Origin of the sequence: Roseburia sp. OM03-7AC (assembly GCF_003462625.1) — a bacterium.
In the GTDB taxonomy this organism is placed as follows: Bacteria; Bacillota; Clostridia; order Lachnospirales; family Lachnospiraceae; genus Roseburia_C; species Roseburia_C amylophila.
The window spans coordinates 1,078,731-1,094,154 of record NZ_QTZJ01000001.1 but is presented as its reverse complement, the minus strand read 5'-3'; the positions used below and the strand labels follow the sequence as shown (position 1 = coordinate 1,094,154).

Below are 15,424 nucleotides of genomic sequence, written 5' to 3'. Positions count from 1 at the left end.
TGTATCGACCCCAAAAAGTTAGACCTAAAAATCTAACGATTGGAGGTCGGTATTTTTATGGCTAAATATTCTTTTGAATTCAAGAAAAAAGTAGTTCTAGAATACATAAATGGAGAAGGTGGCACACAGTATCTTTCTACAAAGTATGGGCTTGGATCAAATTCTCAGCTCAGGAAATGGCTTGCTGCGTATAAAGAATTCGGAGATGAAGGATTAAAACGTTCTCGAAAAAAAGAGAACTACTCTTTCAAAAAGAAGCTTTCTGTTGTAGAGTTATATTTATCAAGTGAAATCTCGTATCAAGATTTGGCTCTACAAGAAGGAATTACTAATCCGTCAATGATTGTCAATTGGGGTAATCGCTTTCGAGTGGCGGGTCCTGATGCGCTGAGACCACGTAAAAAAGGACGAAAGAAAACATTAAACACATCTGATGACAATACACAAAACAAACTCGTTGAAGAATCTTCTGTTGATACAAGTGCAGAGCATGTAAAAGAACTAGAAGAAGAACTTCTTAAATTAAGAATCGAGAATGCGTTTTTAAAAGAACTGAGGAGACTGCGTTTAGAGGACAAAGCAAAAATGAGAGAACGGCAAGAATCATCAGCAGCCTCCGAAGACAGTTCAAATTAAAAGACCTTCTCTCATATACTGGAATGCCAAAAACCACATATATGTATTGGCAAAAGCGTTTTGATAGAAAAAATCCGGATCAGGAAATTGAGGAAAAGATACTCGAAATTCGTAAAGAACATAAGGATTATGGATATCGTAGGATTCTCGGAGAACTTCGTAATCAAGGATATTCCATAAATAAAAAGAAAGTTCAACGTATTGTTCAAAAGCTCGGATTACAGGTGATGTCCTATACTCGTAAAAGCAGGAAGTATAGTTCTTATAGAGGTAAGATTGGCACCGTTGCACCGAATAGGATTCGCAGACGTTTTGATACACATATACCTCATCAGAAAATCACTACAGATACCAGTGAGTTCAAGTATTATGAAATTGATGAGAAAGGGCATGTGACTATGCATAAGCTTTATCTCGATCCGTTTATGGATATGTGTAATGGTGAAATACTTAGCTACGGGATAGATCAGAGACCTTCTGCCAAAAACGTAATGGATGCTTTAGATAAAGCAATTGAAACTACTGCGGACTGCCCATACAGAAGAACTTTTCACTCAGATCAGGGATGGGCTTACCAGATGAAGGCATATTCCCATAGACTAAAAGAAGAACGGATATTTCAAAGCATGTCCAGAAAAGGAAACTGTCTGGACAATTCCGTAATGGAAAATTTCTTTGGACTGCTCAAACAAGAAATTTACTACGGTGTTGTTTATTACAGCTACGAGGAATTAAAATCAGAGATAGAACGTTTTATAAAATACTACAACGAGAAACGAATAAAAGAAAAGTTGGGATGGATGAGTCCTGTTCAATACAGGCTCCATCTTTTAGCTGCATAAAGAAAAACGAGACGACCGAAGTCGCCTCGTAAAAGTCTAACTTTGAGGGGTCACCTCACCTTTTTTCTTTATGGGAAAAGTGGAAAAAATAATAATAAGACCGTGTTAATGGACTTATAAAAGGGATAGTTATTAATGAATCAAATGCAAAGAGGAGACCGTGTAAGATGAGAAAAAATTCTTTTGGACAAAGTGTATTGGTAGTTCTTGTATTTGTTCTTGTACTTTTTCTAATAGGAACACTGGGTAAGACCAGTGAACCAAAATGTATCAAAGCCGGATGTGACAATAAGCGTGCATCTGGAAGTGACTATTGCTATATTCACAAACCATCATCATCTTATCATAGCACGCCATCAGACAGCACTTCGTCAGACAGTAAAGATTCATATAGTAAACCATCTGACAGTGGAGCAACAGGCAGTAATACGGAGAAAACAGAACAGACTACAAAATATACGAATAGTGGAAATTCTGGCAGCAGTACAACAAAACATTACTATTATGATTCATATGATGATGGATATGATGACATTTATATGGACGGAGACTACGATTCAGACAGGTACGATACAGATGACGATTATGCAGAAGGCGTAGATGATGCAATGGACGAGTGGGATGAGGACTGGTGATCGAGTGACAGATAAGAAAATGGCAGAAACATTTGAATATTTATTTGTAGACATGGAGTGGAATCAGACGCCCGGAACAAAGGGGATAGAGGATAGAGAGCCGGTACAGATTGGCATTGTGGCAACAGATGAACAGCTACAGGTGATGGCAGAAATCAGATAGGATTTGAAAGAGCTTTAAGGCAGGCGGGAATAGAATATAAAAAGAATTATCTGCATTATTCCAAACATGATGCAAATTATATGTATCTGTTGTTTTGCAGCTGCTATAAAGAATATGAAAAACAGACAGAAAAGGAATTCTGTTATAGGAATCCGAAAACACATAAATTGCATACAGAAAATTGCCGTTATGTTCAGAATATGTCAAAGATAAAGTGGCAGATTTGCGGAAAAACAGCTGTTTTCAATGGAAATGAAGTCTGTAAAGTATGTGGCTGCACAGACAGCTGGAGCCGGCTTGGCTGGGGGCCGCAATCGGGTAGAAAATTGCATGAAACAGCCAGTTATCTGAGGCAATTGCCATTGACGACAGAAAACATGAGTCTGATATGCGATAAATTTCGGGTGGAATATCATATATCTGTAGATGCTGTATTTATCCGCACCACATTCAGCAGATGGCTAATTTATATTCGGGATGACAAAGTAGTAAAATTGCATCATGAAAATTATAAAGCGAGAAAAAACAATGCATTAAAAGTACATACAAAATGTATGGAGGGATATCATAAGCAGAAATTACCTTCGACCAATTTTTATGATGTAGTATGCTATATTAAGAACCATGACATGGGGATGCTGAAGAGACTGGATGAGAAGAGCAGGGTGGAGAAACTTCTGGAGATGCTGGGAGAGTAGGAATGGGAGGCAGCATTGACAGAACTGTTTTCACATTGAAAAATCAAATATTTTGATGTACGATAAATTATATGAAAAAGCTGATAATGAGGGCATAATCAAAGGAGGATGAATCAATGGAACGAGTAGAAAAATTTTTAAAAGAAGCAGAAACATATTATCTGGCAACAGTTGAGGGAGACCAGCCGAGAGTCAGACCTTTCGGAACAGCTCACATTTTTGAGGGAAAGCTTTATATTCAGACAGGTAAGATTAAGGATGTTTCAAAGCAGATTCACACCAATCCAAAGGTTGAAATATGTGCTTTTAAGAATGGTGAGTGGCTTCGTGTAGCAGGTGAACTTGTAGAAGATGACCGCAGGGAAGCAAGACAGTCCATGCTGGATGCATATCCTTCATTACAGAAGATGTATTCTGCAGATGATGGTAATACAGAGGTATTCTATTTTAAGAATGCAACAGCCACCTTCTCATCATTTACCCATGAGCCGGAAGTAGTGAAATTCTAATGACGAAAGACGAATGGTATAAGCAGCTGTTCGAGCGACTGGGTAATTCCAAGTTCCGCAGCAGTTTTCATCTGAAACAGAAAGATATCGATTATGTAAATGAAAAGGGAATGGATACTATCCGGCAACATGCTAAAGACTTTATTGCCAAAAGAGAAGCTCCGGCGGTAATTCCAAATGATGGGAAACAGACTCCGACCAAGGGACATCCTGTATTTATAGCACAGCACGCAACTGCTACATGCTGCAGGGAGTGCATTCGGAAATGGCACAAGATGCAGCCAGGCAGAGAATTGCGTGAAGTGCAGCAGGATTACCGTGTGGATGTAATTATGACGTGGATACAGAAAGAAATGGAGAGGTAATAATGCAGATATTTGTAGATGCGGATGCCTGTCCGGTAGTTGACGTTGTTGAGACAATTGCAGAAAAATATCATATTCCAGTTACATTACTGTGTGATACAAATCATGTATTATATTCTGATTACAGTGAAGTGATTGTGGTGGGAGCCGGAGCTGATGCAGTAGATTATAAGCTGATTAGTATTTGTCATAAGGGAGATATTGTAGTGTCTCAGGATTATGGCGTTGCTGCAATGGCACTTGGCAAGGGTGCATATGCGATGCATCAATCCGGCAAGTGGTACACGGATGAAAATATTGACCGAATGCTGATGGAAAGACATCTTAATAAGAAAGCAAGACGAAGTTCTTCTAAGAATCATATTAAGGGAACAAGGAAGCGGACAAATGAAGATGATGAGCGTTTCGCACAGTCATTTGAGAAACTTGTGCTAGTGGTACAGTCAAAGGATGGTGGTCGTCAGGATGGCACTTTTTAAAAAGAAAATAATAACACAGTCCTATGATAAGGAAAATAAAAAGCCTGTAATTAAAGCGAGCATTTGCAATGGAGAGCAGGTTGCTGGCTTTAAAGATATACATACCGGCATGATAGAAGAAGTTATGCTGATAAAAAATCCGGCAGACCTGGAACAATTTAAGTCTATGTATGGAATAAATGAAGATATAGCAAAGGAATACTGACATGGTAAAGAAAATAGTAAAAGATCCGTTATTTCTTGCACAGAAATCAGTGGATGCAACAGAAGCAGATAAGCAGGTTGCCATAGATTTATTAGATACACTAAGAGCTAATCTGGAACATTGCGTTGGTATGGCAGCAAATATGATTGGCGTGAAAAAGAACATTATCGTAGTGGCAGCGGGACCATTCCAGTTTATAATGATTAATCCGGTAATTACAAAAAAGTCTGGGGCGTATCAGACAAAGGAAGGATGTCTGTCATTAGAAGGAGTTCGTCCCTGTACCAGATACCAGGAGATAGAGGTGAATTATCTTGGCCAGAATTTTAAGCGGCAGCATGGAAAATATTCCGGCTGGACAGCGCAGATAATTCAGCATGAGATAGATCATTGTAATGGAGTGGTGATTTAGAAGGTAGAAACATGGAAGAACAATTAAATAAAATGACAGGCGAAGAATGTGTGGCTGCAGAAGATAATTATTATTTGTTGTCAGTCTATATGAAAAGAAGAGGATTAAAGGATTCAGAGTGGAGAAGTAATTTGCATATACCATATATAAGGGGAATTGAAAAATATTATAGGGATAATGAGTTGAAAAAGTATAGTATAAAAACTATTATATGGAAAACATTAGATAGCTATTATAGTAATTATTTTAGAGATAAAAAACGGTTAAAGAGAAATCCTAAAGCAGGTATTTGCAGTTATAATACTATAGAAGAATATATATTATATTTTGAAAAAACGTTTGATGAGATTAGTAATATATACATTGATTTTGAAAGAAAAATAATTAGTAAAATTATGATTGAAAATATTTTGTGCAAAATAGATGATGCGAAAAAAAGAAGAATAGTAAAAATGCTTTTGGTTGGTTATAATAAATCTGATATTATCCGGGAAATGAGTTCATCCTATTATGAATTAAATGGAAATATAAAAGATATTAGGAAGGTGATTTGTGAAGTATATAAATGTTAAAGCAACAGTACCCCGTGGGCATAGTTTGGTTGTTAATGCATTTGAGAACTACGGTAATACTACAAATGGGCAAATGAAAAACAGAAAATGTGGATAATCGTTAAACATCCGGTGGATCACCTCACAAAATCTTATCTATATTTTACCAGAGAATCCAATGTTTTTGTATATCGTGTTAAGTTTTCAAGGTACAAATTTATATCAAAGGTTATAAACCTTTTGACACCCTAATCCTATAAATACAAAGAATGCTATCGCTGAAGCAGATCTTTTTCTTTATCAAGTATGTAATGGTTTGAATCTTCCAGAAGAGACAAAAGGGTGGAGAGGAGATTATTGGTTCCCACCCTTTTATGTATATGCCCAGAATACAATATTAGAATGGGGAAAGATGAAGTCCAAACGATATTGTAAAAAAAAGATGGAACTCTTTGGTGTTGAGAATATTGAGGCGCTTAAGGAAGCAGTTGGAAAATGTGAGTTTAGCCTGGAAATGCACTATAACAGAAGTTTTGACTCGGATCCAGCTGTATTAAATTATATTCAAGTTGACGATATAGGAACATTGAATTAGTTTCGACGAAAAACATTGATAATCGAACATATGTTTACTATATTTATTTCATCGCTAACTTAGGTACCAAGTCACGGAGCAGTGCAAAGGAATGATTGACATTATCAACGGTCAGTTTGACATCCCTTTTAGCTGGCCTTCTTATCAGGAGGCGAAAAATGAATGCAGGAAGTGCATGTGGCTTGTCCATGTTGTAAAAATAAAAGGTTGTTTGATGCAGATCCGGAAGCAGTTGAGGGCATTATTAAAATCAAGTGTCCTATCTGTAAAGGTGTGATTGCAGTCCGCTTCCACAAAAAGAAGATTCGTACTGAGCGAATCGGCGCATAAGAAATTATAGCGACCAAAGCCTGACGAAGTATAGAGAGGATATCCCTATGCTTTGTCAGGTTTTTAATTATTAAATGTATTGTTACAATACAAAATGCTTGACAATACAAAAATGTATTGATACAATACAATGGAAGGAGGGCAATACATATGGAGGTCGCGTATGATAGATTATGATTTTTTTAGAAAACACCACTCAATGAATAAGAGCGATTTGATAGAGGATATTGACAGTACATTAGAAAAGATTCTGTTACATGCTGAGACAGATCCAAATCATTCTTACGCATATTATGCAACATTGAAAAACTTATTAGAAAATTTGAAGGACAAAATACTATCTTCAACATTAATGGAACAATTAGAGAATGGTTGGTGTTACGATTGGGGAGTTAATTATAGTGGAGCTGATTTACAATTAGTTCATTATATATTGTATGAGGGATATCCAGAGGATCCATCGCTTGAAGAACTTGATCAAGTTTTTACAATATTATCTGTGCCAACGAGTCTGTTGACGGTGGATGAGTTCGCTTCTCTTCATGGTGTAGAAGTTGTAACTGTTCGTCAATGGATAAGAAGAGGTAAAATACGAACGGCAAAAAAATATGGTAATGAATGGAGAATACCGTCATTAACAGATACACCCAAAAGAGGTTATACATCTGCTCATTATAAGTGGTCTGATACACTAAGCGGGTTGCCTGAGGATTTGTTATATCTGAATGAATATAACGAAGCGTTATTTACACAAGATGATGATGATAAAAAGCTCTTCTATGTATTTTTGTATAATGAGCCTGCAGTAGACGGATTAAGAACAGCTGGGAAAACTTTGGAATGTACAGCTGCAGAACGTGAAAGGATAGAATTGACTATTATTTCACAGCCATCAGTTCATTACATGCAGAACTTCATAGATAGCATTTGCATAGATTTAATGGAAGTGTTTAATAGTGGAGGTGATGAGTAATGACTTGGAGAATTCCTATATATAATAGCGATTTCCCAAAACCTAAAAGAATTTTTGATGTAGAGGCTGATGAACATGGGAATATTTATAGATATTATACTCAAAATATAAAAGGGTGTATCTGTGTGGAAACATCCGAAATGGAGAAACAAATAATGGATTTTTTTGAAAAGAGAGCAAGTTAACATGGTTTGAACTACCGAGCAATCGGATCCGATATACCGAGATACCAACCGCCGGAGTCAAGACTTCAGTAAGAGTTATTGGATAACTATATCTATAACTAATGCTGGAGTCTGGGCTCCGGCTTTTTTTATTTCTTCAGTTTATCCAGACGGTCAGAGATAGCCTGGTCGAAGATTTCACGAGGAAGGTCGTTTCGTTTGTAGACATCGTAAAGCTTGAAGAAATAGTTGAGGAAGGCATTGATTTCAGCTGACTTTTCGTTGCCATTACCGCCAGTTGAAAAATCCCAGTTGAGTTCGTCGAGCTGTTCTTCGCAAAGGCCGGTGATGTCGGGGTTTATGAACTCTGAGAAGTAGAACATATGGTAAGTACTGTTTTCTTTCTTGTATTCATATGGGTAGTCGTTTGTCGGATAGTTCACTTCCAGGTATTTGTCTTCTTTGATGGTCTGGTCGGTGTAATTGATAACACCACTTTCAATAAGCTGCATGAGTATCTTACAGATTTCTTTGTTGGAAAGTTGTTCAGTAGAAGGCTGATCGAGCTTACGACCTACAAGATAGTCTACGGATACATCAAAGAAATCAGCGATAGCTATTGTTTGCTCGAAAGTGAAGCGGTTGCCTTTAGTTCTATTAAGAGCTTTGCTCATTTGTGGCTGAGGGATTCCGGTACCACGGATTATGTCAGCCTGGCTTATATTTCGTTCTCTCATAAGTGTTTCAATATTCTCAATGAGAATATCGTGATAATTGGTAGCCATAACATATTCCTCCAATACATAAAGCATACACAAAAGATATGAGTAAGCTCCTTTTGAATATGTTATAGCACAAAAAGTACAATGGAGACAACAAAAATCTCTGTTGAGCCGGAAAAAGTAAGCTTTTGAAGGCCTAGGAAAGTAGGAGATATCTGCTACGGCAGTTCTCATAGATAAAGGTTCGGCGGAACCTATAATCCGTCAAAAACAATAATTTATTTCAAAGCCTGTGGGCGCGCGACTACAAGGCGAGGATAAGAATACTGGTTTTCGATACAACACCCAAAGTGGGTGGAGGTTCGTAATCAGAGACTATTCCCGCTTTATTGTCGTGTGTCCATTTTTGTTACGGCATTATCAGCAGCTCTGGTCGGCTCTTGTCCTCGCTTGTGGCGTGAAAGCACACAGCAGAAAGGACAAAAAATGGAAACCAGAGTAAATGTTGAAGAAGGTAAGAAGTATCTGTATGTAGAGACTACAGGGGAAAGCATCAAGCAGTTTAAAGCAGCTCCAGAAGAAGAGAGAGCAGGTATTGAAATCAGCAGAATGCGTGTAGAAGGTGCGTGGGTACCTGCACTTAAGTTTGCAGTTGATATCTCTACCGAAGAGGGCGCACAGTTTTATTCTGATTGGAAGCAGGAAGAATGGAGACAGGAGGTCCAGTACAGAATGGAGAATCGTTGTGAGATTTGCGGCAGCAATGGTAAGAGCATGCGCTGCCCATTAAGAGTGAAGAATCCTGATTATACCGGAGCCCCTGGTCAGAAGAAGACTATAGCGGTTAAATGTGAAGAGTGTCCATATGGATACAACCGTTTATTCCGTCCAGTGAACGGTAAGATAAACTTTTCTACTTTTGATGTGGAAGATGGAGACGGTAATGTTGATGCATTTGAGCCTGAGTCAAAAAAATACTCAGATGCGGACATCTACATGAGACTTCTTAAGGATCTTGGAGAGTATATTGTTGAGCACTATCCTAAATATACTAAGTATGTGGAGCTTATCAATATTCTTGGCGAAGAATACAATATGAAGACCGCATCAAAAATTATGGGTAAGGCTGATAGTACATTATATGACTGGGTAAAGAGACTCAGACCGATATATGAAGAATTCAGAGGAACCGTTGATTATCTGTAAAGCAATTGTATGAATAAGGAAATCCACACGCACGATGAGGAGGTTTTTTCTTTGTATAAGGAAGCGATTCTGACGGTGCAGGATAACTGCAAAGTTTTTTGAAAAAAGTTCGGAAAATATTGGTCTGAATCTCCTTTGACCAGTAGAGGGAGCTTGATAAGAACCCCGAACACGGCGAAGGGGGTGATTCCCATGGGATGAAAAGACCAGGAATAATAAGTGGAAAAATTTAACAGGAGGAAAGACATGCAATTGATTTTACAGACAGCGAATGTAACTGCTGATGCAAAGAATTGTAGTTATCCCAATAAGGTAGCGGTTACTAATGCATCGGAGCTACAGGAAGCGGTAAAGATGAATCATGTGTGTGCGGAATATAAGAAAAATTACCGCAGCATTGATAATTTCATTAAGTCAAATGTGGTTGTCATGGATCTTGATAACGACCATACAGATAATCCGGATGAATGGATCACGGCAGAGAAGCTGGAAGAACTTCTTCCTGATATTTCATATGCAGTGGCTCCAAGCAGAAACCATATGGTTGCTAAGAATGGTAAGGCTGCAAGACCTAAATACCATGTTTACTCTGAAATTGAAGAGATTACGGATTCCTCAGCGCATGCAGCATTGAAGGCGGCAATCCATAATGCATATCCATTTTTTGACGGTAATGCTCTGGATGCTGCGAGATTTATTTTCGGTGCGGATAGTGGTGAAGTGGTATGGCACGAAGGATGGACAACCATTGATGAAGACATTGTGGTGGAGATTTCTAATGAAGAAACACCTTCTGCAAGTGGTCCGATTTTAGAGGGTAGCCGCAACAACACCATGAGCAGATTTGCCAGCAGGGTTCTTAAGAAGTACGGGGTTACTGATAAGGCAAGAGAAGCCTTTGAGATTCATGCTCAGAGATGTGATCCGCCACTTGAAGAGGAAGAACTCAATACCATATGGAACAGTGCAGTGAAGTTTTATAAGAAGACAATCGTTACCCAGGAAGGATATGTGGCACCGGATCAGTACAATGCAGAGTTTGGTTCCATCAAGCCTGCTGACTTTGAAGCGGCTGGAGGACTTGCAGAATGCCAGAAAAGAATTGGAACGGACGCAAGGAGAGAAGCCTGTGTCACAGAAGATGTTTAAAGCAATATAGAAGAATGGTTAAATTTAAGCTGGGCTGGATGCTCAGCTTTTTTTGAATTTACCTGATAAGGATGGAGGTGAATGTGGAAATAATCATAAATGCTATGGAGATTAAAATGCTATGAAAAATCAATGAATAATGTTATAATTATCATAAAAGTATTCACGTATATTTTTACGGCTAAAGGAGAATATATTTATGATAGATTTAAACTCAGAATTAATGGAGCAAAAAATGAAAGTTGATTTTAATACCTATGACTTATCTGTTAAAGAGTTGTTAAGTATGGTAAATGATGGACTGATAAATATAGCACCAGAATATCAGCGACAGTTTAGATGGGATGTTGAACGCCAGTCAAGTTTAGTTGAATCTCTCTTTTTGGGAATTCCGGTTCCAAGTCTTTTTATGGCAACAAATGTGGATGGAACTTGGGAAGTGATTGATGGAGTGCAGAGACTTAGTACAATGATTTGTTTTGCAGGAGATGATAATGTACGAGAGAAAGTCAATGCTAAAAAAGCTGAGCCCTTAAAATTGAAAGGATTATCAAAACTAGCTAATTTTAATGATAAGAGATTTGCTGATCTTCCGGTAGGTGTACAAAATAAGTTTAAATTGACTAGTATTAAAGTTACTACGTTGAGTGATAAAAGCGATAAAGACGTGCGCTTTGATTTGTTTGAACGATTGAATAAAGGAGGCGTAAATCTTACACCTCAGGAAATTCGTAGCTGTGTTTATCGAGGCGGGTTTAATGATTTTTTAAAAGAGTTATCCAAAGATTCTAATTTTAAGAATTGCGTGCATTTATCTGAGAGTCAAGAAAATGATGGTACGAGAGAAGAACTTGTTTTGAGATTTTTTGCATATTTGTATGATTTGGATTCGTTTGAGCATAGTGTAAAAGACTTCTTAAATAATTATATGTCAAAGGCTGACAAAGGATTTAATTATAGTGAAAATGATAAATTATTCAGAATGGTATTCAAAATATTGAATGATGCCTTGCCTCATGGTATAAGTAAAGGAAGGAAAAATACACCACTTAATCTTTTTGAGGCTGTGTCAGTAGGAGCTGCATTAGCATATATGGATAATGGAAAAATAAACACTGTAGGAATAGATGAATGGCTAAAAGATAAAGAATTATTAAAATATATTACAGGAGCTACAAATTCGAAACCGAGAGTAATAGGTAGAATTGAGTTCTGTAGAAAAAAATTTGAGGGATAAAAGTGTTTAATGAAATAAAAGAGGAATTGACTCGTAAAATATGCGAACTAAGATTATGGCTTAGTAATATTAATGATAGCGATGATTTTTCAGCAATTAATAAGGGTTTGTTTTACGTGTATATATATGGGATTTATGAAGAAACAGTTAGAACTGTCGTTCAGAAAACGATAGGGGAATTAAATGCTAAATCTGTAAAAATTGATGAGTGTATATATGAGCTGTATGCACTCATTTTTTCCGCGGAATATGACAGTATATATGGTGTGGGTAATGAACATAAGTGGGAAAAAAGGTGGAATATTTCAGATAAATTAACTCGGAATCCTATCGTTTCTATTCCAAATGAAATAGTACCTACTGATGGCAAAAATCTACGATATAGACAATTAGAGAGTATCGCAAAATCTTTTGGTATTCATAATGCAATTCTTCCTAGGGCAGAAATTGGAGGAAACATTCAGGAAATGGTTGATAATAGGAATTATATTGCACATGGGAATAAAACTCCAAAAGAGGTGGGACGTGAAGTTTCGGTTAATGATTTACAACGTAAATTAGATCATATTTCGGAGGCGTGTGCCTATATTATCGAATTATATGAGAAATATATTGAGGAACAAATGTATTTGAAAAATCATTAAACATAAATCGCCGAAACATAAGAAGAATAACATGTTTTAAGGAGCGAATTGGTGTGGATAGCTTGAAATTAAATCCTGTACAGAAGGCAGCATTTTTTTTGATTCAGCAAGATCTTCGATATATTTATACGGTTATAAAAAATATAAATCCGAAAGCATCTAATTACATACCTTCTATGTTTCCGTATTTGGGTGTTGTTATAGATGGAGCAGAGGATTGGCTAAAGGCTATTAAAAATTCAAGTAAATGTAAATTCTGCATGCCATTATTTAATGAATCACAAACTATTTTTTATGAACAAATCAGAAATAGCATTAAGATGTGGCAGCAGGATTATAACGAAATATATATTTCGTTAGGAAACGCTTATCGTAAAAATGATGATTATTTTGGAAGTGTCTGTAAGCCAATTGCCAAAGTTCTTAAGCTATATGATATATATGGAATGGATACTATAAATGGAGTGATTTGTGGGAATACTATTCTGTGCCATTGCTATTCACCGTTTTTTTCATACAGTGAGAATAATGGTGAGTATATAAAAGTAATGAGTGAAATTGGTGGTAGATATATTAATTTGTTCCATGCAACGACTGATTTTCAGGTAAATAATGAATTGCAGTTTGGGGTTCAAGATTACGGAGGATTTATAAAATCACCAGTTGGTAATGTATATAGTGACAAGTTTGTTTTAATGTCAATCTTGTGCCAGATAAATTTCTTGTTATATGGGATTGAAAAATGGATAAACAATGAGATACCTACGAAGCTGAGATTTGGATATCTTTTATATTATTCTTTAATAAGTGTGATTGAACAAATAAATCAAAAATTAGGCATCACTTTAAAAATTAATTCGAAATGGAAATCAGATAGATTTAGAAATTCTATGGCACACTACAAGTTGGGAATAGTGTTAAAGGAGAGCAATTTGATCATTAGCGATGCAATGTTTGGTCTAACAGAAAAAATATTTGGAGAGGATTATTATACCATAAAAAAGTCAATTTATAAGGAACTAGAAAAATTAGCCAAGCAGATAGGTGCGTATCTTGACTTACCCCAAAGAATGGTATATTTGCAGTAAGAGAGAAGTAGTACCCCCACCTTTTACTACGATTGCTGTACACATCTTGCAATATTTTGCTAAGATTTGCATTTTATGTACAGAAATGACTGATACATAAAGAAGAATTAACACTGCGCAAAACGCTGCAAATGGTAGCAGAAAAGTGCATTTTGGAAGGAGATAGAGACTTGATAAAAGTACTTTTCATCTGCCACGGCAGTATTTAATGTATACTATGAAAAACTTGATTTTATTGGCTTTTCTGTGGATTAAGCAATAATTTACACCTTATTTATACCTTTGGAAGATCGAATCGGAATAGTTAAAATAGTTGCCACAATTTAGTTGGACAAAAAAGATACTATACTCAAAACCAATCAAAAAATCAATCGTAAATTTTTGCGATTGATTTTTTGCACATTTATGCATATAATGTAATCATTAAGGTTGGAAAGGAGTTGATTACTATGCGTGAAACAAGAATATTGGAATTCAAGGAAACAATTACGAATACTTTTTTGAAAACAGTCAGTGCCTTTGCAAATTATAATGGTGGAACAATTCTTTTTGGTGTTGATGATAATGGAAATGTGAAAGGAGTGCCGGATGTAAAGCTGGCTTGCCTGAGTATTGAAAATAAAATTAATGACAGTATATCACCTCAACCAAACTATACACTTGAAATACAGAATAATGACCAGACGATAAAACTCACTATAAAAAGTGGTCTTCAGAAGCCGTATTTATATAAATCAAAAGCATACAAAAGAAATGATACTGCAACGATAGAAGTAGATACACTGGAATTTTCAAGGCTTGTATTAGCTGGGAAAAATATTAGTTTCGAAGAATTACCTTGTAAAGATCAGAAACTATCTTTTGAAATTTTACATCGTAAGTTGAAAGAAAATATTCAGATTGAAACTTTCAATCAGGATACTTTAAAGACATTGAATCTGTATGACAATGTAAAAGGTTTTAATAATACAGCAGGACTTTTAGCAGATAAAAATCATTTTTCGGGAATTGATATTGTTAGGTTCGGTGAGAATATCAGTATTATTCAAAAAAGAGTAACATTTGAACATATATCGGTTTTAGAAGTATATGAAAAAGCACTTGCAGTATTTAGAGATTATTACCAATATGAAGTAATACAGGGCGCTGACAGAAAGATGATAGAGAAAATACCGGAGGCAGCTTTCAGAGAAGCAATTGCAAATGCTTTGATTCATAGGGTATGGGATGTTAATTCACACATCAGAGTTTCTATGTTTGATGATAGAATAGAAGTAGTATCTCCTGGTGGATTGCCAGATGGAATAACAACAGAAGAATATTTATCAGGTAAACTTTCTGTTTTAAGAAATAGAAATCTTGCAAATGTATTTTACAGACTGGGATTTGTAGAGATATTTGGAACAGGAATTACACGAATAAAACAATTGTATGCAGATAGTCTGATAAAACCAGATTTTGAAGTGTCAGAAAATACGATAAAAATTGTGCTGCCGGTATTTGAGACAAATGTTAATTTAACCGAAGATGAAAAAGTAATTTACAAATTCTTAAGTAAGACCATGTTGAAACCAATAAGTGAAATTGCCCCATATGTTCCATTTGGTAAATCCAAAACAACACAGTTATTGAAAGCTATGGGGGAAAAAGGTGTGGTTACAGTTGAAGGAAAAGGCAGAGGAACAAAATATATAATTAAGTGAGTGGGGATACCATAATACAGAATGCAGGCCGATATTGGTAAATGTGCTGCTGGATAGAGACTATATCGGTATGGATAATGATTTAGAAATTAGTGCCAAGGAAATTGTAATAAAAATG

21 protein-coding genes are annotated in these 15,424 nt (G+C 36.2%); 20 read left to right on the top strand and 1 reads right to left on the bottom strand.

The window, feature by feature from the left end:
- Window positions 1–57 precede the first annotated feature (57 nt).
- The 14 genes from DXB39_RS05325 to DXB39_RS05270 all read left to right on the top strand — a co-directional run bounded on the left by DXB39_RS05325 (window position 58) and on the right by DXB39_RS05270 (window position 7,578).
- A protein-coding gene (locus tag DXB39_RS05325) for an IS3 family transposase (protein ID WP_243005984.1) occupies window positions 58–1,478 on the top strand; the annotation gives its coding sequence in 2 pieces (ribosomal slippage) (window positions 58–580 and window positions 580–1,478; 1,422 coding nt in all).
- A 167-nt stretch (window positions 1,479–1,645) separates the two neighbouring features.
- Window positions 1,646–2,113 (top strand): hypothetical protein, encoded by a 468-nt coding sequence (locus DXB39_RS05320; RefSeq protein ID WP_243005985.1) that lies wholly within the window; start codon window positions 1,646–1,648, stop codon window positions 2,111–2,113.
- A 4-nt stretch (window positions 2,114–2,117) separates the two neighbouring features.
- Entirely contained in the window at window positions 2,118–2,276 is a 159-nt protein-coding gene (locus DXB39_RS14750; RefSeq protein WP_158561481.1) for a hypothetical protein, read from the top strand.
- A gap of 200 nt (window positions 2,277–2,476) precedes the next feature.
- The gene (locus DXB39_RS05315) at window positions 2,477–2,974 is read left to right on the top strand and encodes a hypothetical protein (protein WP_147343714.1); all 498 of its coding nucleotides are present in this window, start codon (window positions 2,477–2,479) and stop codon (window positions 2,972–2,974) included.
- A gap of 116 nt (window positions 2,975–3,090) precedes the next feature.
- Window positions 3,091–3,483, top strand: coding sequence for a pyridoxamine 5'-phosphate oxidase family protein (locus DXB39_RS05310; protein WP_117840704.1), 393 nt, complete (start codon window positions 3,091–3,093; stop codon window positions 3,481–3,483).
- Window positions 3,483–3,848, top strand: a complete 366-nt coding sequence (locus tag DXB39_RS05305) for a DUF4186 domain-containing protein (protein WP_117840705.1) — start codon at window positions 3,483–3,485, stop codon at window positions 3,846–3,848. Before DXB39_RS05310 ends, DXB39_RS05305 begins: the two co-directional genes overlap by 1 nt.
- A 2-nt stretch (window positions 3,849–3,850) precedes the next feature.
- Entirely contained in the window at window positions 3,851–4,327 is a 477-nt protein-coding gene (locus tag DXB39_RS05300) for a YaiI/YqxD family protein (protein ID WP_117840707.1), read from the top strand.
- Window positions 4,314–4,532, top strand: a complete 219-nt coding sequence (locus DXB39_RS05295) for an aspartate dehydrogenase (RefSeq protein WP_117840709.1) — start codon at window positions 4,314–4,316, stop codon at window positions 4,530–4,532. Before DXB39_RS05300 ends, DXB39_RS05295 begins: the two co-directional genes overlap by 14 nt.
- A 1-nt stretch (window position 4,533) precedes the next feature.
- Entirely contained in the window at window positions 4,534–4,944 is a 411-nt protein-coding gene (locus tag DXB39_RS05290; protein WP_117840710.1) for a peptide deformylase, read from the top strand.
- Window positions 4,945–4,955: 11 nt separating this feature from the next.
- A complete protein-coding gene (locus DXB39_RS05285; RefSeq protein WP_117840712.1) occupies window positions 4,956–5,516 on the top strand; it encodes a hypothetical protein in 561 nt (186 codons plus the stop codon).
- Window positions 5,517–5,811: 295 nt separating this feature from the next.
- Window positions 5,812–6,090: a hypothetical protein gene (locus DXB39_RS05280; protein WP_117840714.1), complete on the top strand. Its 279-nt coding sequence runs from the start codon at window positions 5,812–5,814 to the stop codon at window positions 6,088–6,090.
- A 162-nt stretch (window positions 6,091–6,252) separates the two neighbouring features.
- The gene (locus tag DXB39_RS14895; protein ID WP_199535114.1) at window positions 6,253–6,420 is read left to right on the top strand and encodes a hypothetical protein; all 168 of its coding nucleotides are present in this window, start codon (window positions 6,253–6,255) and stop codon (window positions 6,418–6,420) included.
- 163 nt (window positions 6,421–6,583) lie between these two features.
- Window positions 6,584–7,393 carry a helix-turn-helix domain-containing protein gene (locus DXB39_RS05275; RefSeq protein WP_158565956.1) on the top strand — a complete coding sequence of 270 codons (810 nt, stop codon included), beginning with the start codon at window positions 6,584–6,586 and terminating at the stop codon, window positions 7,391–7,393.
- Entirely contained in the window at window positions 7,393–7,578 is a 186-nt protein-coding gene (locus DXB39_RS05270) for a hypothetical protein (RefSeq protein ID WP_117840718.1), read from the top strand. The genes DXB39_RS05275 and DXB39_RS05270 overlap by 1 nt, the downstream gene beginning before the upstream one ends.
- A gap of 128 nt (window positions 7,579–7,706) precedes the next feature.
- Here DXB39_RS05270 and DXB39_RS05265 read toward each other — a convergent pair whose 3' ends face one another.
- A complete protein-coding gene (locus DXB39_RS05265; RefSeq protein WP_158565954.1) occupies window positions 7,707–8,342 on the bottom strand; it encodes a helix-turn-helix domain-containing protein in 636 nt (211 codons plus the stop codon).
- Between the two features lie 423 nt (window positions 8,343–8,765).
- Between DXB39_RS05265 and DXB39_RS05260 the strand changes: the two genes are divergently transcribed.
- The 6 genes from DXB39_RS05260 to DXB39_RS05235 all read left to right on the top strand — a co-directional run bounded on the left by DXB39_RS05260 (window position 8,766) and on the right by DXB39_RS05235 (window position 15,306).
- Entirely contained in the window at window positions 8,766–9,485 is a 720-nt protein-coding gene (locus DXB39_RS05260) for a hypothetical protein (RefSeq protein WP_117840721.1), read from the top strand.
- 246 nt (window positions 9,486–9,731) lie between these two features.
- The gene (locus tag DXB39_RS05255; RefSeq protein ID WP_117840723.1) at window positions 9,732–10,634 is read left to right on the top strand and encodes a primase alpha helix C-terminal domain-containing protein; all 903 of its coding nucleotides are present in this window, start codon (window positions 9,732–9,734) and stop codon (window positions 10,632–10,634) included.
- A 199-nt stretch (window positions 10,635–10,833) separates the two neighbouring features.
- Window positions 10,834–11,871: a DUF262 domain-containing protein gene (locus DXB39_RS05250; RefSeq protein ID WP_117840725.1), complete on the top strand. Its 1,038-nt coding sequence runs from the start codon at window positions 10,834–10,836 to the stop codon at window positions 11,869–11,871.
- 2 nt (window positions 11,872–11,873) lie between these two features.
- Window positions 11,874–12,515 (top strand): MAE_28990/MAE_18760 family HEPN-like nuclease, encoded by a 642-nt coding sequence (locus tag DXB39_RS05245; RefSeq protein ID WP_117840727.1) that lies wholly within the window; start codon window positions 11,874–11,876, stop codon window positions 12,513–12,515.
- 53 nt (window positions 12,516–12,568) lie between these two features.
- The gene (locus DXB39_RS05240; RefSeq protein ID WP_117840729.1) at window positions 12,569–13,603 is read left to right on the top strand and encodes a hypothetical protein; all 1,035 of its coding nucleotides are present in this window, start codon (window positions 12,569–12,571) and stop codon (window positions 13,601–13,603) included.
- A 449-nt stretch (window positions 13,604–14,052) separates the two neighbouring features.
- On the top strand, window positions 14,053–15,306 hold the full coding sequence (locus tag DXB39_RS05235) for an RNA-binding domain-containing protein (protein WP_117840731.1): 1,254 nt from the start codon (window positions 14,053–14,055) through the stop codon (window positions 15,304–15,306).
- The last annotated feature ends 118 nt before the right edge of the window (window positions 15,307–15,424 follow it).